The organism is Streptomyces sp. NPDC029292 (assembly GCF_055569295.1).
The window spans coordinates 171978-190208 of the sequence record NZ_JBVHXR010000012.1; the positions used below are offsets into that span (position 1 = coordinate 171978).

Annotated in this window: 19 protein-coding genes and 1 pseudogene; 12 read left to right on the forward strand and 8 right to left on the reverse strand. The window is 69.1% G+C overall.

Going from position 1 to position 18231, the window contains the following annotated elements; all coding sequences use genetic code 11:
• Positions 1-16: 16 nt before the first annotated feature.
• The 3 genes from ACZ4WS_RS25885 to ACZ4WS_RS25895 all read left to right on the forward strand — a co-directional run bounded on the left by ACZ4WS_RS25885 (position 17) and on the right by ACZ4WS_RS25895 (position 4187).
• Positions 17-3601, forward strand: a complete 3585-nt coding sequence (locus tag ACZ4WS_RS25885; RefSeq protein ID WP_467983793.1) for a DNRLRE domain-containing protein — start codon at positions 17-19, stop codon at positions 3599-3601.
• Positions 3602-3651: 50 nt separating this feature from the next.
• Positions 3652-3927 carry a hypothetical protein gene (locus ACZ4WS_RS25890; protein ID WP_467983795.1) on the forward strand — a complete coding sequence of 92 codons (276 nt, stop codon included), beginning with the start codon at positions 3652-3654 and terminating at the stop codon, positions 3925-3927.
• Positions 3928-3992: 65 nt separating this feature from the next.
• Positions 3993-4187, forward strand: a complete 195-nt coding sequence (locus ACZ4WS_RS25895; protein ID WP_467983796.1) for a hypothetical protein — start codon at positions 3993-3995, stop codon at positions 4185-4187.
• Between the two features lie 110 nt (positions 4188-4297).
• On the opposite strand, the gene ACZ4WS_RS25900 is transcribed toward ACZ4WS_RS25895, so the two are convergent.
• A complete protein-coding gene (locus tag ACZ4WS_RS25900) occupies positions 4298-4606 on the reverse strand; it encodes a DUF397 domain-containing protein (protein WP_467983798.1) in 309 nt (102 codons plus the stop codon).
• On the opposite strand from ACZ4WS_RS25900, the gene ACZ4WS_RS25905 reads away from it, so the two are divergent.
• Positions 4596-4805: a hypothetical protein gene (locus ACZ4WS_RS25905; protein WP_467984038.1), complete on the forward strand. Its 210-nt coding sequence runs from the start codon at positions 4596-4598 to the stop codon at positions 4803-4805. The two genes, ACZ4WS_RS25900 and ACZ4WS_RS25905, sit on opposite strands and share 11 nt — an antisense overlap.
• On the opposite strand, the gene ACZ4WS_RS25910 is transcribed toward ACZ4WS_RS25905, so the two are convergent.
• Both ACZ4WS_RS25910 and ACZ4WS_RS25915 read right to left on the reverse strand, forming a co-directional pair.
• Positions 4777-4971 (reverse strand): DUF397 domain-containing protein, encoded by a 195-nt coding sequence (locus ACZ4WS_RS25910; protein WP_467983800.1) that lies wholly within the window; start codon positions 4969-4971, stop codon positions 4777-4779. The two genes, ACZ4WS_RS25905 and ACZ4WS_RS25910, sit on opposite strands and share 29 nt — an antisense overlap.
• Positions 4972-4982: 11 nt before the next feature.
• A complete protein-coding gene (locus ACZ4WS_RS25915) occupies positions 4983-5864 on the reverse strand; it encodes a helix-turn-helix domain-containing protein (protein WP_467983802.1) in 882 nt (293 codons plus the stop codon).
• Positions 5865-6018: 154 nt separating this feature from the next.
• Between ACZ4WS_RS25915 and ACZ4WS_RS25920 the strand changes: the two genes are divergently transcribed.
• From ACZ4WS_RS25920 to ACZ4WS_RS25940, 5 genes and pseudogenes are all read left to right on the forward strand, one after another.
• Entirely contained in the window at positions 6019-6444 is a 426-nt protein-coding gene (locus ACZ4WS_RS25920) for an ATP-binding protein (RefSeq protein WP_467983804.1), read from the forward strand.
• Between the two features lie 62 nt (positions 6445-6506).
• Positions 6507-6755 (forward strand): hypothetical protein, encoded by a 249-nt coding sequence (locus ACZ4WS_RS25925; protein ID WP_467983806.1) that lies wholly within the window; start codon positions 6507-6509, stop codon positions 6753-6755.
• A 54-nt stretch (positions 6756-6809) separates the two neighbouring features.
• Positions 6810-7247, forward strand: a pseudogene (locus ACZ4WS_RS25930) (protein kinase domain-containing protein); the annotation flags it as partial.
• 397 nt (positions 7248-7644) lie between these two features.
• Positions 7645-7908: an MFS transporter gene (locus ACZ4WS_RS25935; RefSeq protein WP_467984040.1), complete on the forward strand. Its 264-nt coding sequence runs from the start codon at positions 7645-7647 to the stop codon at positions 7906-7908.
• Positions 7902-9203 (forward strand): MFS transporter, encoded by a 1302-nt coding sequence (locus ACZ4WS_RS25940; RefSeq protein ID WP_467984025.1) that lies wholly within the window; start codon positions 7902-7904, stop codon positions 9201-9203. The genes ACZ4WS_RS25935 and ACZ4WS_RS25940 overlap by 7 nt, the downstream gene beginning before the upstream one ends.
• Here ACZ4WS_RS25940 and ACZ4WS_RS25945 read toward each other — a convergent pair.
• Entirely contained in the window at positions 9200-11371 is a 2172-nt protein-coding gene (locus tag ACZ4WS_RS25945; RefSeq protein WP_467983808.1) for an MMPL family transporter, read from the reverse strand. The two genes, ACZ4WS_RS25940 and ACZ4WS_RS25945, sit on opposite strands and share 4 nt — an antisense overlap.
• Positions 11372-11507: 136 nt before the next feature.
• On the opposite strand from ACZ4WS_RS25945, the gene ACZ4WS_RS25950 reads away from it, so the two are divergent.
• The 3 genes from ACZ4WS_RS25950 (at position 11508) to ACZ4WS_RS25960 (ending at position 13034) form a co-directional block, all read left to right on the forward strand.
• A complete protein-coding gene (locus tag ACZ4WS_RS25950) occupies positions 11508-12191 on the forward strand; it encodes a TetR/AcrR family transcriptional regulator (RefSeq protein WP_467983811.1) in 684 nt (227 codons plus the stop codon).
• Positions 12188-12352 (forward strand): hypothetical protein, encoded by a 165-nt coding sequence (locus ACZ4WS_RS25955; RefSeq protein ID WP_467983813.1) that lies wholly within the window; start codon positions 12188-12190, stop codon positions 12350-12352. The genes ACZ4WS_RS25950 and ACZ4WS_RS25955 overlap by 4 nt, the downstream gene beginning before the upstream one ends.
• A gap of 139 nt (positions 12353-12491) precedes the next feature.
• Positions 12492-13034, forward strand: coding sequence for a hypothetical protein (locus ACZ4WS_RS25960; RefSeq protein ID WP_467983815.1), 543 nt, complete (start codon positions 12492-12494; stop codon positions 13032-13034).
• Positions 13035-13111: 77 nt separating this feature from the next.
• Here ACZ4WS_RS25960 and ACZ4WS_RS25965 read toward each other — a convergent pair whose 3' ends face one another.
• From ACZ4WS_RS25965 to ACZ4WS_RS25980, 4 genes are all read right to left on the reverse strand, one after another.
• Positions 13112-14542: a GH1 family beta-glucosidase gene (locus tag ACZ4WS_RS25965; protein WP_467983817.1), complete on the reverse strand. Its 1431-nt coding sequence runs from the start codon at positions 14540-14542 to the stop codon at positions 13112-13114.
• A 103-nt stretch (positions 14543-14645) separates the two neighbouring features.
• A complete protein-coding gene (locus tag ACZ4WS_RS25970) occupies positions 14646-15563 on the reverse strand; it encodes a carbohydrate ABC transporter permease (RefSeq protein WP_467983819.1) in 918 nt (305 codons plus the stop codon).
• Positions 15560-16591 (reverse strand): carbohydrate ABC transporter permease, encoded by a 1032-nt coding sequence (locus ACZ4WS_RS25975; protein WP_467983822.1) that lies wholly within the window; start codon positions 16589-16591, stop codon positions 15560-15562. The genes ACZ4WS_RS25970 and ACZ4WS_RS25975 overlap by 4 nt, the downstream gene beginning before the upstream one ends.
• Positions 16588-17910 (reverse strand): ABC transporter substrate-binding protein, encoded by a 1323-nt coding sequence (locus tag ACZ4WS_RS25980; protein WP_467983825.1) that lies wholly within the window; start codon positions 17908-17910, stop codon positions 16588-16590. The genes ACZ4WS_RS25975 and ACZ4WS_RS25980 overlap by 4 nt, the downstream gene beginning before the upstream one ends.
• Between the last annotated feature and the right edge of the window lie 321 nt (positions 17911-18231).

The following is an 18231-nucleotide window of genomic DNA, read 5'->3' on the forward strand; positions in this document are numbered from 1 at the left end:
AATTGAGGGAGGACACGTGAACAGGGACGTTGGGGGGACGCCCGCAGGGCGAAGATCCCGGTACAGACGCAGCGCGCAGGCCGCGGGCGTGGCGCTGCTGCTCACCGGACTGGTCGTGACCACGGACCCGGGCGGTACGCAGGTCCTGAGGCAGACCACAGGAGCGTCATCCACGGCTCCCGGAAACAGCATCACCGCCACGACCCTCGACGACAGCGGCAGCGACGGCGCGGCGAAGGCGCTGTCGTTCCTCTCCGAGGACGAACTGGCGCGGCGCAAGGCGAAGCTGAGCGGCGAGCGGGTCGAGCTGACCTCGCAGCGCACCGAGACCTCCACCGTGTACGCGAACCCGGACGGCACGCTGACGGCCGAGAGCTACGCCGGTCCCATCAGGGTCAAGGACGACGGCGGGACGTGGCAGGCCATCGACACGGACCTGTCCGACGCGGGCCCCGCGCTGGAGCCGGAGGCAGCGGCCGCCGACATCACCGTCTCGGACGGCGGGGACAAGACCCTGGCCTCCGTCTCCGCGGGTGACACGTCCCTGACCATGGGGTGGGAGAACACCCTGCCCGCCCCGACGGTGGACGGCGACACCGCCTCGTACGCCTTGAGTGATGGCCAGACGTTGACGGTCACCGCGCTGAAGGAAGGTTTCTCCGAGAACGTCGTCCTCGACTCGGCGCCCGACGGGACCCTCTCTTACCGCATCCCCATCACCCTGGACGGGCTCTCCCTCTCCCAGGCCGACTCGGGGCACCTGCTGCTGAAGAACGCCGATGGCGACCTGGTCGCAGAGGCTCCGGCGCCGATGATGTGGGACTCCTCCAGGGACGCCGCCTCCGGCGAGTCGAAGCACGCCGCCTCCGTGGACACCGAGATCGAGACGGCGGCCGACGGCCGACAGACCCTCGTCCTGACCCCGGACGCGGACTACTTCGACCAGGACCTGACCTACCCGGTCACGGTCGACCCCACCTCGACGCTCGCCGTCACCACCGACACCTGGGTCGCCACCAACTACACCGACTCGCAGGTCTCCTCGGTCGAGCTGAAGTCGGGCACGTACAACGGCGGTGACACGGTCGCCCGCTCCTACCTGAAGTTCGACGTCTCGGACTTCGCGGGCACCGACATCCTCGACACCAACCTGGCCCTGTACTCGTACTGGTCGTCATCCTGCTCCACCGCGGGCTCGGGCACCCAGGTGCGCCGGATCACCTCGTCCTGGTCGTCGTCCACGATCACCTGGGGCGACGAGCCGTCCTCCACGAGCACCGGCGCGGTCACCAGCACGGCCGCCAAGGGCTACTTCGACGACTGCCCGGCCGGCACCGTCAACTTCGACATCGACTCCATCGTCCAGGCCTGGGCGGACGGCTCGACCAACTACGGCCTCAAGATGAAGGGCGTCAGCGAGACCGACAGCCTCACCTGGCGTCGCTGGCGCTCGGCCAACTACGTCTCCGGCGAGGACGCCGCCACCGAACCGCACCTGACGGTCACGTACAACTCGTATCCCAAGACACCGAGTTCGCTGACCCTCTCGCCGAGCACGACGAGCGGCAGTGAGAAAGTCGTCACCTCACTCCTGCCCGTCTTCTCCGCCAAGGTCAGTGACGCGGACTCCGGCGCCAAAGTCCGGGTGCAGTACGCGATCGAGCCCGATCCCGACTACGCCGACACCACGTACACGCTGACCAAGTCGAGCGCGTACGTCAGCTCCGGCAAGGCGACCCCGCTGACGGTGCCGTCCACGGCTCCGCTGGAGGACGGCACGCACCTGCGCATCCACGCCCGCGCCTACGACGGCACGGACTACTCCACGGCCTGGACCTCCTGGCAGACCTTCACCGTCGACACCGGCGCGCTGGAGGTCCCCGACGTCCCGAGTGACCTGCGCACCGGGGCCACCGAGACGACCACACCGCTGCTGACGACCATCGCCACAGCGGTCGGGCAGAACGACGTCGACGTGCAGTACGTGCTGTACGACAGTGACGGCGACGTCGTCGGGGACAGCCCGCTGGGCACGGCCACGGTCGCCTCCGGCGAGCGCGCCGCGCTCGGGGTCCCGGAGGACCTGCTGACCGATGGGGCTACGTACAAGTGGAAGGCGCGCGCCTGCCTCGGCGACGTCTGCTCCTCCTACAGCAGCCTGAAGTCCTTCACTGTGGACGTCGTCGAGGACGACACCACCGCTCCCGACGAGGACGCCACCGGCACGGCGCCCACCGCGGTGAGCGACCTGGCCGCCCGCGCCGGGGAGAAGGGCGCGCTGGTCACCTGGAGCCCCGCCGCCTTCACCGGAGAAGAGGACGACGAGGTCACCTACACCGTCGCGGCAAAGCTCAAGGGCAGCAGCACGACAGTCGTCTCCACGGCCACCACCGACACCTCGGCGGTCGTCACCGGACTGACCAACGGCTCGGCCTATACCTTCACCGTGACGCCCGCGAACGACTACGGGACCGGCGGCGCGGCCACATCCTCCGCGGTCACCCCGGCCGCCGTCACCGGCGGCACGGCTGCCTATCAGACGGTCCTGGCGGAGTACCTGGCCGCGCAGAACGCCCTGCTCACCGGCGACCAGGCCAGCGCGGCGACAGCGGCCGAGGCGAGCGACAGCGGTGACGCGTTCGTCGACGTCCTCGATGCCGAGCAGGCCACCCCGCTGACCGAACGGGCAGGAGTGACCGGCGACGACATGGACACGGAGGAGCCGACCACCACGCTGACGGACGTCCTGGCCATGCCCGGCACCACCGGCTCCACGGTCGACCTGCGTGCCACCGCCACCACCACGTCCACCTATGTGTCCGGGGTCGACGGTGACACCCCCGACGCGACCGAGGACAGCGGTGTGACGACAGCTGTCTACACTTTCACGACCGGTACGGTTCCCACGCTCACTGGCCACAGCACGGCCTCGGCCGCCGAGTCGGCCGTCAGCGCGGGCGCCGAGGCGCTGAGCGACTTCGGCAACAGTCTCGACGCCGGCACGCTGGACGACACCGACGACGCGTCCGCGTTCGACGGCGACAGCACCAACACGAGCGACACGGCGGCCACCGTCTCCTTCGACGCCCAGCAGGCCAGCGTGTCCATGTCGTATGGGGGCATCGCGAGTTGGGCCGTGAAGAACTACGCCCAGGCCAACATGTACAGCTCGGACTGCACCAACTTCGTCTCCAGGGCCCTGCACCTGGGCGGGGGGATGAAGAAGAAGTACGACACGTATTCGTGGTGGGCGAACGACGACCTCAACTACTGGTGGCGGTACACCAGCCCGTACACGAAGGCATCCAAGACCTGGGTCAACGCGGCGGCCCTGAAGAATTTCCTGTACCACTACGCGCTGTGGACCACGCACTCGACCAGCAGCGCGCAGATCGGCGACGTCATCTTCTACGACTGGGATCCCGCCAAGAAGGACGGCGTGGAGCACGCCTCGGTCATCTCGAAGATCGATGCGAACGGAAAGATCTACGTCACTCAGCACAGCAAGCGGTACAAGTACCGGGCGCTGAGCGCACAGCGTCAAGTGGAGCCCGACATGAAGATCTGGATCTACAAGGTGTGGCCGGAGTGGTACTCGTGACGGATGAACCCATGACGTCCCCACACGGGGGTCACACCTCTCGTCGCCGCGTGTTCCTCCTGGCGGAAGCCGTACTGGCGCTCGTCGTGGTGCTCGTGTCCACCGGCTGGGTCTACCTGGATTCGTACATCGACCTGGAGACGCGGGCGTGGCTGCCACGCATCGGCGTGGGCGTCGTGGCGTCCGTGGCCGCGACCGCCGTACTCATGGCTCGTGGCGGCCGTGCGCTGAGGGGCCTCGGCTGGGCCTTGATCGTGTTGCGCACGCCCGTGGTGCTCTATCTGGTCGGCTTCCTGCTGCCGGAGATCACAACCGAACTGCTGTAGCACCCACAGGGCCGGCCCGGGCGCTCCGACCCGGGCCGGGCCGGTCCAGAGAACCGGGAGAGATCATGATGGAGACGACGACACCCGCCCCGGACAGCCGGGTCTCACGGCCCCGGGTGCCGCTGCGGCTGGAAGCGGCGGTGGCGGTGGCCCTGGCCGTCGCGGCCGGTGTCGCGGTCTACGCAAACCCCTACACCACTGTGGCGAACCGGTCGGTGGTCCCGGCCATCTGGCTGGGGTGGTCGTGTCCGTGGCCGTGAGCGCGGCGCTCATGGCCCGCGGCGGCCGGGCGTCGAGGGCCGTCGCCTGGACGCTGATCGTGTTGCGGATACCGATCCTGCTCCACCTGATGTGGATCACCGCTCCGAGGTCACGACCGCGCTGTACTGACGCGCGGGCCACGAGGCCGACGGGTGGGGTCTCTTGAGCAGTCCCGCGAGGGGGGTGTGGTTGTGGTGATGTCTTGGGGGTGGTCGCTTTCGCGGAGGTGGATGTGGCGAGGAGTTGCTGCCGCCAGCTCTATGCACTCGCCTTCGCCGCCGCCGCTGAGTGTGGATTTTCGCCAGGTGAGTTGGGGCGTCGTGGTTCCTCTCGGGGGAGGGCAGTACCCTGCGGGACGATCACATCTGAGACAGGTTCGTGTTCTTTCCAGGACGGCGGTACGTCTGATGGCCCGCACTCGACCCTTCGCCCAGCGCGCGGCGATTTCCTTCGGCGTGGCCGCGGTGGGGATGACCGTGACCTCGCTCGTGGCTCAGCGTGCGTTTCCGTCGGCTGTCGAGGTCGGGGGGTTCGTCGTTGTCGCGGTGGTCCTTATCGCCGTGCTCGCGCCAGTGGCGCGGCGGCGCGTCAAGGCCGAGCGATCCGACCGGTCTTGAGGGCGCCGAGTAGTCCTGCCAGGGCTTGGGGTGTGCTCGTGGCGATCTTGTGCGGCTGGTCGCTTTCGCGGAGGTGGATGCGGTGAGGGGTTGTTGCCGCCAGCTCTACGCACTCGCCGTTGCCTCCGCCGCTGAACGAAGACTTCTGCCAGGTGAGTTGGGGCATTGCGGTTCCTCTCACAGGGTGTACATCACGTGCTGAATCAGGCTCAGTGAATCCCGCGTGTTGTGGGACTCCGGGGCCGACTCGGGGTCGACGGGGGCGAGGGCCCGGTCGGAGAGCCTTTCGAACATCTTGGCGTACTCGTCGACTTGTTCACCATCCCGGAGGAAGAGGGACTCTGTCGGGTGTTCCAGGTACACCGTGTCGAGTTCGGGGGTTACGCCGCCGAAGATGGCGAAGGAGCGGCTGTACGCGGAGTACGTGCCGGCGTCGAAGGGGAAGACTTGCACCGTCACGTTGGGGCGCCGGGCCACCTCGATCAGTCGGAGCAACTGCTGGCGCATGACCTTGGGGCCACCGACCTGTGCGTGTAGTGCGGCCTCGTGGATGATCGCCCGGTATGTCACCGAGGTGCTGTCGAGAATGGTTCGCTGTCGCCTGAGGCGGAAGCCGACGAACCGGTCGATGCGCTGGGGGTTCGGTTCTGACTCGCCGATCACCGCGTGGGCGTAGTCGCTCGTCTGCAACATCCCCGGCACGAACAGCGATTCATGGGTCCGCAGGACCGTCGACCTCGATTCGAGTTCCGCCAGATCGCAGGCCGAAGGGGCCACGACGTCCCGGAAGTCGTCCCACCAGCCCTTGCCGCGCTCCTGGGCCATCTCCATCAGGCCCTCGAAGTAGGCGCCTTCGGGACAACTGTAGGCGCGTAGCAACTTGTAGAGCCCGTTGCGTGGGACGTCGACGCGGCCGGTCTCGATGTGGCTGATCCGGGTCCGCTCGGCTCCGATCAGTGCACTGGCGGCATCGCCCGACATTCTGGCTCGGATGCGCAGTTTGCGCAGCTCGGCGCCCAGACGTCGTTGTCGTTCGCTGGGGCTGGTCCTGGGCGGCATGCTGTCCTCCTTGTGGGCGTGCGCAGTGTGCCGCGCAGCTCATCCCGGCCAACCCACCCCCCCCCGCGCCCCGAGGAAGCACCCCCACCCTCACCCCAGTTGAGGCCCCCGGACCTGGTCACCACGTGCGCGCCCGAACCCCAAGGAGCCCCCCATGGAGGACCCCCCACACCCCCTCCCCACCCCCACCGACGTCTCCCTCGTCTTCCCACCCCACCCCATCTGGGTCCACACCGCCCGCCAGACCATCCGCACCCTTCTCACCGCCTCCCACCGCCCCGAACTCACCGACACCGCCGTCCTGTTGACCTCGGAAGCCGTCACCAACGCCATCAACGCCTGTGCGGGCAAAGGCTGTACAACCCCCGTCACCCTCTACGCCGGCTGGACCGACCCGTACCGCCTCCGCGTCCTCATCCACGACGAAGCCCCGGGCTCCCCCACCTGCCGTACCCCCGACCCCGACGACGAGGACGGCCGCGGCATACAGCTCATCTCGTACGGCGCCGACGCCTGGGGCGTGTGTACGCACGGCCCCGGCCGGGGCAAGGCGACCTGGTTCGAGCTCGGGCGTGTCTGATGGGTGAAGCTGGTTCGCCCAATGCACCCACCTCCGTTGGATAGTTGGACTATCTTCATCCCGTGGACCAGTTGATCGCCGAGGACCCGACCCGCATAGGCCCGTACCGCCTGATCGCCCGACTGGGCGCGGGCGGCATGGGCCTGGTCTATCTGGGCCGTTCCGAGGCCGGACGCACCGTGGCCGTGAAGGCCGTGCAGGCCGAGTACGCCGGGCACCCGGAGTTCCGCAAGCGCTTCGCCCGTGAAGTCGCCGCCGCGCGGCGGGTGGGCGGCAGTTGGACGGCGGCCGTCCTCGACGCCGACACCTAGGCCGCCGTGCCCTGGGTGGCGACCCAGTACATCCCGGGGCCCGACCTGCACAGCGTGGTCGCCAAGGACTTCGGGCCGTTGCCCGAGCACTCGGCCCACACCCTCGCCAACCGCCTCGCCCTCGCCCTGCAGGCCGTGCACGAGGCGGGCCTGATCCACCGTGACCTCAAGCCGTCCAACGTCCTCGTCACCGTCGACGGCCCCCGCGTCATCGACTTCGGCATCGCACGGGCGATGGACAGCCTCGCCGGAGACAGACTGCACACCCGCACCGGCATGCTGATCGGCTCCCCCGGCTTCATGTCGCCGGAGCAGGTCCGCGGCCTTGAACTCACCCCTGCCAGCGACGTCTTCTGCCTGGGCGCCGTCCTCGTCTACGCCACCACAGGGCGCCTCCTCTTCGGCGCCACGGACACCGGCCTGAACGCCCACCTCTTCCGGGTCGCCGAGGAGGAGGCAGACCTGACCGGCGTACCGGAGACGCTCGTCGATCTCGTACGCGAATGTCTGCACAAGGACCCGGCGAAGCGGCCCACCCCGCAGCAGGTGGCCGCGCGCACGGCGACGGACCAGGCCACGGAATGGCTGCCGGGCGCGATCCTGGCGCAACTGGGCCGCCATGCCGCCCAGTTGCTGGACTACGCCCCGCCACATCTGCCGAAACGCCCGCCGCCCGCCCGGACCCCCGCATCCCGCCCGCGCAGCCACAGCCACAGGCACAGCCTCAGCCGCTGCCCCCGCCGCCCGGGTACGCCCCCGCGGCCCCGGCGCACGTCGTCCCCGCGCAGGGATACGGCCCGCCCCCGGGCCCACCCCCCGGCGCCTGGTCCGCGCCCCGCCCCCGGCGGACATCCAGGGCCCGCACCCCCGGCGCTGGTGGGGCCTGCTGGTGATCACGCTGGCGCAGCTGCTGGTGCTGATCAACGGGTCGTACCCGAACCTCATCGAGCCGTCCCTCCGGGCCGAGTGGAACATCCCCTTCCAGGACCTGAGGCTGCTGTACCTCGCCTATCCCCTCGCCTTCGGCGGTCTGCTCCTCCTCGGCGGGCGCATCGCGGATTTCATGGGCCGCAAACGGGCGCTGATCGTCAGCCTGGTCGGCTTCGCGGCGGCCTCCGCGCTCGGCGGCGCGGCCACAGCGCCGGCATGTTGATCTGTGCCAGTGCGCTGCAAGGTGTGTTCGCCGCGCTGCTGTGGCCGTCGGCGCTGTCCCTCCTGTCCACCTCCTTCACGGATCCGAAGGAACGCGGCAGGGCCTTCGGGGTCTTCGGGGTGATTGCCGGCGGCGGCACGGCGCTCGGCCTGCTCATGGGCGCCTGGCTGTTCTCGCATTCGGACCGGCACCTGTGCCTGTACGTCAATGTCGTGATCGCCGCGATTCTCGTGCTCGGCGCGGCGATCCTCGTGCAGGACCGTCCGGGCCGCGCCGCGACCAGCTTCGACGCGCTCGGCGCACTGCTCAGCACCGGCGGGCTCGCCGCCCTCTTCTACGCCTTCTTCTACGCCCTCGGCGAGGCCGGGGGACGACGGGGCTGGACCGACTCCCTGATCCTGGCCCTACTCGTGGGAGGCGTCCTCCTGCTCGCGGCCTTCGTGTGGTGGCAGACCAGGGCGTCCAGCCCCCTCCTGCCGCCGTACGTCTTCAAGGACCGGGGCCGCCTCGGTGCCTTCCTCACCATGCTCTTGGCCGGCATGGGCCTGCTCGCGGTGTACCTGACCCAGACCTTCTACTTGCAGGAGGTCCTCGGCTACTCCACGCTCAAGACAGGCGAGGCTTTCCTGCCCACGGTTGCCGCGATGGTCATCGGCTCCACTCAGATCTCCGCCCGCCTGCTGCACCGCGTCGCACCCCGCATCCTGATGGTGCCGGGCCTGGCACTCGTGGCCCTCGGCGTGCTGCTGCTCACGCGCCTCGAGCTCGACGGCACCTACGCAACCCAGATGCTGCCCAGCATGCTCCTCACCGGCCTCGGCACAGGCATGACCTTGATGCCGCTCTTCGCCGTCGCGACGGACGGCATCACTCCCCAGGACTCCGGTGTGACCTCGGCGACTGTGAACAGCGCCCAGCAGCTAGGGGGTTCGATCGGCGTCGTGGCGTTCAGCAGCGTCCTCGGCGCGGCCGTTGACGCCCGAATGCACTATGTGCCAGGGGTTTCGCCGGACCATGACTATCTCGGCCTCGGCAGTTCTGCCCGGAGTGGGGACGCCGTCGGTATGCGAGGGCTTCCGCCGGCAACGTGGAAGGCGCTCGCTGACGCGAGCATGGGCGGATACACCTACACCCTCTGGTGGGTGGCCGGCATCCTGCTGCTCGCGAGCCTGATCGCCGGCCTGATGGTCACGGCCAAGGCACCGAAGGACAGCGCACCGAAGGACAGTGGACCGAAGGACAACGCACCATCGGTCCCCAGCGCAGGCCGGCACAACCCAACGCCCTGGCCCTAGCCCTCGGTTACGCCCAGCCGCTCATGCACCACCCGCAGCGGCTTGGGTGCGTACCACGCGGTACGCCCCAGCAGCCGCATCGCCGCCGGTACGAGCACCCCGCGTACGGCCACCGCGTCGATCAGGATCGCCAGACCGCTGCCCAGGCCGAACATCTGGATGAAGCTGACGTGGGCCGTGCCGAAGGCGAAGAAGCTCACCGCCAAGAGTCCGGCGGCCATCGTCACGATCCGGCCCGTGTGGGAGAGCCCGCTGGTGACGGCCGTTTCCGTGTCGGCGCCCGCGTCGTGGAGTTCCTTGATGCGGCTGGTCACGAAGACCTCGTAATCCATGGACAGGCCGAAGGCGATGCAGAACATGAGCACGGTCATCGAGGTGTCCATCGGTTGCGGTGTGAAGCCCAGCAGGGAGGACAGATGGCCGTCCTGGAAGATCCACACCATGACGCCGATGGCCGCGGTGAGGCTGATGCCGTTGAGGACCAGCGCCCGCAGGGGCTGCACCACGCTGCCGGTGAAGAGGAAGAGGATCACAAAGGTGCTGCCGGCTACGAGACCGATGGCGGCCGGGAGGCGGTCCGCGATCGACGTCTTGGAGTCGACCAGCCGCGCGTCCGTGCCGCCGACCAGCGCCTCGGTCCCGCCGGGCGCGTCGACCGCCCGTACCGCCTTCACCAAGTCCTGCGCCTCGTCCGACTTGGGCGTGAGGCCGGTGACGACAGTGATCCGCTGGGCGTCGGGGCGGCCGAGCGCGGCGCTCGCCGGACCGGGCGCCGTTGACCGGCCGTCGGTGAAGGTGCCGGCGGAGGTCTCCACCCGGGCCGCGCCGTCGAGCTTCGAGAGAGCCGTCGCGTAGGTGCTCAGGTCGGCCGCGGACACCGGGCCCGTCGTCACGATCTGCACCGCCGACTCGTCGCTGCCGGTGAAGTCGTGCTGCACCGCCGTGGCGACCTGCCGGCTCTGCGCGCTCTCCGGCAGCACCCGCTCGTCCGGCGTGCCGAAGGTGACGCCGAGCAGGGGGCTTGCCGCGAGCAGCAGGACGGCCAGGACCGGGAGCGCGGTCAGGGCGGGCCTGCGCATGACCGTGCGGGCCAGCCGGCCCCAGAGGGGTGCCTCGGCGTTGCGTACCGTCTGGGCCCAGGGCAGGCGGCCGTTGTTGACGCGGTGGCCCAGTACGGCGAGCAGTGCCGGAATGACGAGCAGGGCGCTGACTGCGGCGATGGCCACCACGCCGATGCCCGCGTACGCGAAGGAGCGCAGGAAGAACTGCGGGAAGACCAGCAGCGCGGCCAGCGCGGCGGCGACGGTCGCCGCGGAGAACGTGATGGTCCGGCCGGCCGTGCGGACCGTGTGCCGGAGCGCCTCGGGGACGTCGGCGCCCTCGGCGAGGTGCTCGCGGAACCGGCTGATCATCAGCAGTGCGTAGTCGATGCCCAGGCCCAGCCCCAACGCGGTGGTGAGGTTGATCGAGAACACCGACACGCTGGTCAGGCTGCCGAGCACGAACAGCTCGGCGAAGGTGCCGACGATCGCGATCAGCCCGATGGCCAGGGGCAGCAGGGCCGCGACGACGCTGCCGAAGGCGATCACCAGCAGGATCAGGATCAGCGGTACGGCGATCGACTCGGCCAGCGCGAGGTCCTTGGCGACCTGGCTGGGCACCTCGTCGCCGACCGCCGCCTCGCCGCCCGCCTGGACCGTAAGGCCGTCCCGGTCGCCGGTGTACGCGTCGATGATCGCCGAGGCGTTGTCGCCCTGCTCGGTGTCGTCGCCCTTGACGTGGGCCAGCACCAGGGCCGCGGTCCCGTCCCGGGAGGTCAGCGCGGAGCTGCCGGTGTTCCAGTACGAGATCACGTTCGCCACGGTTGGCTCGCCCTTGAGTCGCGAGGTGAGGGCGCGCCCGGCGCGCTCGGCGGCGGGGGAGTCGATGGAGCCGTCGCTGCCCTTGTCGGCCCGGACCAGCAGGACCAGGTTGCTCTCGCCGCCGAACTTCTCGTCGATGAGCTGCTGCGCGCGGGCCGAGGGTGCGCTCGGGTCCTCGAAGCCGCCGCCGAGGAGCTTGCCGAACGCCCCGAAGCCGATGGCTCCCATGGCGACCACGGCCACCGCGGTGAGGGTCAGTACGAGCCGGCTGCGATGGAGTGCCAGCTCGGCGATGCGGTCGAACACGCGAATCGCCTCCGGATGTTTACGCCGTTAACATTAGCTCCATCGACGGTGGCACAGGATGTTAACGGCGTCAACTTTGGATGTTAACGGCATCAACTTCGGGCAGGATGGAGTCATGGAACCGCAGGATGGAGTCATGGGATCGATCACGGGCGGCAAGCCGGCCGCCGCCGGCAAGCCCCGCTACCACCACGGCGACCTCCGCAACGCCCTGATCGAGGCCGCCGTCGAGCTCGCGGCCGAAGGCGGCCCCGAGCGGGTCGTCCTGCGGGAGGCGGCCCGCAGCGTCGGCGTGTCGCCCACCGCCGCGTACCGCCACTTCAGCGGCCAGGGAGATCTCCTGGAGGCCGTGAAGATCCGCGGCCAGCAGGCGCTCGCCGCCTCGATGGCCGAAGCCGTGCGCGTACTCCCCGGGCTCGATGACCCGGGCGAGGAGGCCGAGCGCAGGACCGAGGCGATCGGGCGCGGATACGTCCGCTTCGCGATCGAGCACCCCGGGCTCTACCGCACCGCCTTCTGCCGCACGTCCGAGGCGGAGGAGAACGACTTCACCGGACTCCAAGCCCCCGTCGCCGGGCCGGAGTTCGCCGCGTTCAGGGAACTCTCCGACACCCTCGACGCGCTCGTGGCCACGGGTCGTATGCGCCCGGAGAACCGCCCCGCCGCCGAGGTCGCCGCCTGGTCGACCGTCCACGGCCTCTCCCTGCTCATCCTCGACGGCCCCCTCGCCCTCCTCCCCGCCGACCAGCGCGACGCGGTCGTGGAACGTACGCTCACCGCGATCGTCGCGGGGCTCACCCGGCAGGAGGCGTCGGCATGACGCGACAGCGGGACCGGGACCTCGGCGGGACCCAGCGCGCGCACTGGCAGGAGACGTACGCGGCCCACCCGGGGATGCGCGGCGGCGAACCCTCCGAGGTCGCGCGTCACGCAGACGCTGCCCTGAAGCAACGTCAACTCGGCATGCCCATGCCTATATAGTGTGCGGCCGGGTCGATCTTGGCCCGTGCCATCACTCGGGCTTCGGCCCGGTTCACCACTTGGGCTGCGGCCCGTATCACCACTCGGGGGAGTCGTGCTTTCCATCCGTCATGCCCTTGGCGCCGCCATGCTCGTTTCCGTGGCGTTGACGCTCACCGCCTGTCAGCCCGGCGAGAGCGACGACACCGGTGCCGCCGGCAGCAGTGCCAGTCCGAGCGCTACGGCCTCGGCAGGTGCTACCGCCACCGCAAGTCCCACGGCCTCCGCGAGCGCGGACAACGGCTCCTGCCCGACCATCGCCGAGGGCCACAAGGTCATCTGGGTCAACAACGTCGAAGGCGCCATGAACAACGTCATCGCCAAGGACGCCAAGATGCACTGCGACCCGAAGTCGGACGCCGGTGCCGCCTACGAGCCGGTCGGTGAGCCGAAGACGTACTCCATCGCCTCGGGCGACACCAAGGTGACCGTCATCAGCAAGAACGACAGCAAGCAGAAGACCCTCACCGCCCAGGACGGCGGCATCGCCCACGTCAAGACGTGCGCGGACCCGAACGGGGAGTCGTACGACGGTGGTCAGGCCTCGGCGGACACCAGCGACTGCTGGGGCATGAACTTCTACGACGCCGCGGTCGGTTCCGACAACAAGATCACCGAGATGACCGAGGTCTACTCCTCGTAAGCGGTACAGAAATGCCGGGGCGCGGCACCCCCCTCAGGTGCCGCGCCCCGTCCCCCGCGATCCCCCGGTCACATGGTCTATTCGGCGGCCGTCACCGGCGGCAGCGACCCCGTCCGCGCCGCCTGCCCGTACCAGAGGGCGCTCGACTTCGGCGTGCGGGCCTGCGTCGCGTAGTCCACGTACACCGCGCCGAACCGCTTGTCGTAGCCGTACGCCCACTCGAAGTTGTCCATCAGGGACCAGAGGTAGTAGCCGCGGACGTCCGCGCCGTCGGCGATGGCCCGGCGGACCGCCGACAGATGGCCGTGGAGGTACGCGATCCGCTCGGGGTCGTGGACGCGGCCGTCCGGGTCCGGCTTGTCGTCGTACGCCGCGCCGTTCTCCGTGATGTACAGCGGAAGGCCCGGCGCCTCCCCGCTGTAGCGCATGATCAGGTCGTGCAGGCCCGTCGGGTCGATCGTCCAGCCCATCTCCGTACGCTCGCCCGGGGTCTGGTGGAAGGCGACATCGTCCGCGCCCGGCCAGGGGGAGAAGGAACTCGCGCCGTGGCCGTCCGCGCGAGGGCCGTCGGGTGAGGCGGCGGCGGCCGAAACCAGCGTCGGGGTGTAGTAGTTGAGGCCGAGGGCGTCCAGCGGCTGGTTGATCGCCGTCAGGTCGCCGTCCAGGACGTACGACCAGTCCGTGACCGACGACGTCGCCGCGAACAGGGTTTCCGGGTACGCGCCGTGCAGCATCGGACCGTGGAAGACCCCGTTGGCGAGGTCGTCGATGCGCCGCACCGCGGCCAGGTCCGCCGGGTCCTGCGAAAGCGGCCTGACCACGGAGGAGTTGAGGCTCACCGCGATCGTGTTACGGGCGGGCATCGCGGCGCGCAGGGCCGAAGTGCCCAGTCCGTGCGCCAGGTTCAGATGGTGGGCGGCCCGGAGGGAAGCCGCCGGGTCCGTACGGCCCGGCGCGTGCACCCCCGAGCCGTACCCCAAGAACGCGCTGCACCACGGCTCGTTGAGGGTGATCCACTGCTCGACCCGGTCGCCCAGCGCCTCGCCGACGATCTGCGCGTACTCGGCGAAACGCAGCGCGGTGTCGCGCTCGGGCCAGCCGCCCGCGTCCTCCAGCTCCTGGGGCAGGTCCCAGTGGTAGAGGGTGACCGCGGGCTTGATGCCGTGCGCGAGCAGCTCGTCGACCAGGCTGCGGTAGAAGTCCAGGCCGCGCTGTACGGCGGGGCCGCGGCCGGTCGGCTGCACGCGCGACCAGGAGATCGAGAAGCGGTACGCCGTCAGGCCCAGCTCCGCCATCAGGGCCACGTCGTCGCGGTAGCGGTGGTAGTGGTCGACAGCGATGTCACCGGTCTCGCCGCCGGCTGTCTTGCCCGGCGTATGGCTGAAGGTGTCCCAGATCGAGGGCGTGCGGCCGTCCTCCCGCACCGCCCCCTCGATCTGGTACGCGGAGGTGGCCGCGCCCCAGAGGAAGGCGGGAGGAAAGATCACGGAGGTTACGGGCTCAGGCATGGAAGCGCTCCCATAAGAGGTCGTGAAGACCGACGAGTTGGAGGAGGGGAGAAGGGGGACGAGGGGGCCGAGGCGGCGGTGACCCGGCCCCCTGGAGAGGCGGTCAGCCCTTGATCGCGCCCTGCATGATGCCGCCCACGATCTGCTTGCCGAACAGCAGGAAGGCGATCAGCAGTGGCAGTGTGCCGAGCAGCGCGCCCGCCATGATCACCGCCTGGTCCGGGACGTAGCCGGTGCCGAGTGCGTTGAGGGCGACCTGCACGGTCGGGTTCTGCTGGTTGAGAGCGATGATCGGCCACAGGAAGTCGTTCCAGGCCATCACGAAGGTCAGCAGCCCGAGCACCGCCATCGCGGGGCGTGCCGCGGGGAAGACGACGTGCCACACGACGCGCAGACTGCTCGCGCCGTCGACCCGCGCCGCCTCGATCAGCTCGGTGGGCAGTGCCTGTACCAGGTACTGCCGCATGAAGAACGTACCGAAGGCGCTGACCAGGGTGGGCAGGATGACCGTCTGCAGGTGGTTGGACCAGCCCAGGTCGCTCATCCACAGATACAGCGGTACGACCGCCAGCTGCGGCGGGATCATCATCGTGCCGATGGTCAGCAGCAGCAGGGTGCTGGAGAACTTGAACCGCAGCTTGGCGAAGGCGAATCCGGCGAGCGTGGAGAACAGGACCGTACCGACGGTGATGGTTCCGGCGACGATCGTGCTGTTGACCATCGCGGTGCCGAGGCCGCCCTGTTCCCACGCGGCCTCGAGGTTCTTGAACAGGTTCCCGCCGAACCACAGCGGCGGTGGCGTCTGGGCGAGCCGCTGGTCGGTGCGCGAGGCCGCGATCACCGTCCACAGCAGCGGCGCCAGCGAGACGAAGGCGAAGACGGACAGGACGACATAGGTGAGCGGACCCGCGTGCAGATGCTTGCCCGCGCCGAGCATCCGGCGGCGCCCGGTGTCGCCCCGGCTGCCCTTCCCCGTCACTTTCCCCTCCGCCTGAGGGAGCGTCAGTTCACTTGTGGTCATTGGGATTTCCTCAGCCGTCGGGTGATCAACAGGTTGACCGCAGCGACGATCAGCAGGAGCAGGAACATCGTCCAGGCGATCGCGGACGCCTTGCCGAGATTGCCGATGGTCCAGCCCTGGTCGTACATGTACAGACCGAGCGTCTGGTACTGGTGTTCGGAGCCGCCCTTGGACCCGCCGAGCCCGCCGAACAGGAGCGGCTCACCGAACAGCTGCGTCGCACCGATGGTGGAGACGACCACCGTGAACAGGATCGTCGGCCGGAGCATCGGGATCGTCACATGGCGGAACTGCTGCCAGCGGCCCGCGCCGTCCAGGGCCGCCGACTCGTACAGGTCGGTGGGGATCGCCTGCATCGCCGCCAGATAGATCAGCGCGTTGTAGCCGGTCCACCGCCAGATCACGATGGAGGAGACGGCGAACTGCGAACCCCAGTCGGACTCACGCCAGTTGACCGGGTCGATGCCGACGAAGTGCAGCAGCCAGTTGATCATGCCGCCGTCCCAGGAGTACAGCAGCACGAACACCAGGGTCGCCGCCGCCACCGAGGTGGCGTACGGGGTGAGCATCACGACCCGCCACACGGTCGAGCCGCGCAGCTTGTAGTTGAGCAGGTGCGCGATCCCGATCGCCATGATCAGCTGCGGCACGGTCGAGATCAGACCGATGGTGAAGGTGTTCTCCAGGGCGTTCCAGAAGAACTCCGAGGACAGCAGGTTCTTGTAGTTGTCCAGGCCGGCCCAGGTCTGGTGGTCAAGGCCGGACAGCTGCACGTTGTGCAGCGAGTACCAGGCCGTGTACAGCAGCGGGACGAGCCCGAAGGCGCCGAAGAAGATGAAGAAGGGGGCGATGAACGCGTACGGCGACGCCTTCATGTCCCAGCGGTACAGCCGGCTGCGCCAGGAGTCGGGGCCCGGAGGCGGCGTCGTACCGCGACCGTGAGCGCGGCGCGCCGCGCCCGGCTGGTCGCCGGGCGCGGCGTCGGCGCTCGACGCGAGGTGCGCGAGAGCCTGCTTGGAGCCTGTCACTGGCCGAGCACGTCCTTGATCTCGTTCTTGGCCGCGTTCCAGCCCTGGTCGGGAGTCTTGCCCTTCTGCTCGACCTGGAGGATGCCGACGTCGGTGATCGCGGTGCCGATCGGCTGGTCCTTCGTGCCGAAGATCTGGCTCGGGATGGTCTTCGCCGAGTCGGAGAAGATCTGCGCGATCGGCGCGTCCGAGAAGTACGCCGTGGTGTCGGCAAGCGGCTTCAGGTTCGCGTACGCCGACGGGGTCGACGGGAAGCTCGCCTGCTTGGCGAAGACCTTCGCCTGCTGCTCGGGGGCGGTCAGCCACTTCGCGAGCGCGATGGCCTCCTTCTGGTGCTTGCCCGCCGTCGGCACGCCGATGAACGAGCCGCCCCAGTTGGCCGCGGTCGGCGCCGCCGCCACGTCCCAGTTGCCCTTGCCCGAGTCACCGGACTTCTGCTCGATGTAGCCGATCATCCACGCGGGGCAGGCCACCGTGGCGAAGCTGGCGTTGGAGAGGGCCTTGTTCCACGGGTCCTCGAACTGCTTCAGCTTCGCCGACATGTTGCTGGTCGCCACCTCCATCGCGGCGTTCCAGGCGTTCTTCACGCCCGTGGACTTGTCCCAGATGACGTTGCCGTCCTTGTCGTAGTAGCGCTCGCTCTCGCCGCCCAGCGCCGCGTTGTAGACCGAGGAGGCGGAGTCCACGAACTTGGTGCCGCTCGGCGCCTTCTTCATGTAGTCCTTGCCGAGGTCGACGAACTTGGACCAGTCGCCCTTCCACTGCGCGGCGAGCTTGGTGCGGTCCGTCTCGATACCGGCCTTCTTGAACAGGTCCTTGCGGTAGCAGATCGCCATCGGGCCGATGTCGGTGCCGAGCCCGATCAGCTTGCCGTCCTTGGTGGTGGCCTGTGCGTTCTTCCAGTCCAGCCACTGGGACTTGTCGACCTCCTTGCCGAGGTCGACGAACTTGTCGGCCTGCGTCTGCACGGCCTCCGTGACGTTGCCGACCTCGATCGCCTGGATGTCGTCGGTACCGGAACCGGCCTGCAGACGGGTGAGGGTCTTGGGCCAGTACACCTCGGTCTTGGTGGTGACGTTCTCCTTGATGGAGATGTCCGGGTGCAGCTTCATGTACTCGTCGTAGAGGCCGGCCTGCTTGTAGCCGAAGACACCGAAGGTGCCGATGGTCAGCGTGGTCTTGCCGCCACCGCCACCGCCGTCCGTGTTCGACGAGTTGTCGTCCGAGTCCTTGGAGCAGCCGGCCAGCAACCCCGTCGTCAGCGCGGCGACGGCCGCCAGGGCCATCAGCCGGCGGGACCGTCGGGTACTCGTGCGCATTGCGTCCTCCTGTTGCCTGACGTGCCGACCCCCCGGCCAACTGCACTGTTGGGCCCGTTGTTTCTCGCGGCGGCTCGGGCGGGGAACGTGCGGGATGTGTATGTGTCAGGTACCGTGGGAGCGCTCCCACAGGTGATGTGTTGAAGAGTCGTCGGTTCGTGCGGGGGTGTCAAGGGAGCGGACGCGGAGAGATGCGTTCAGTTATCGGCCTGTTAACTAACTCGGGGGACGGGGTCGAAGGGTAGTGCGGGGCGGGCGAGTTGGCTCGTGTCGGTACGACTTCTCGGCGCCGGCCGGCGGCCCCGGCGGCATCGGCACCGT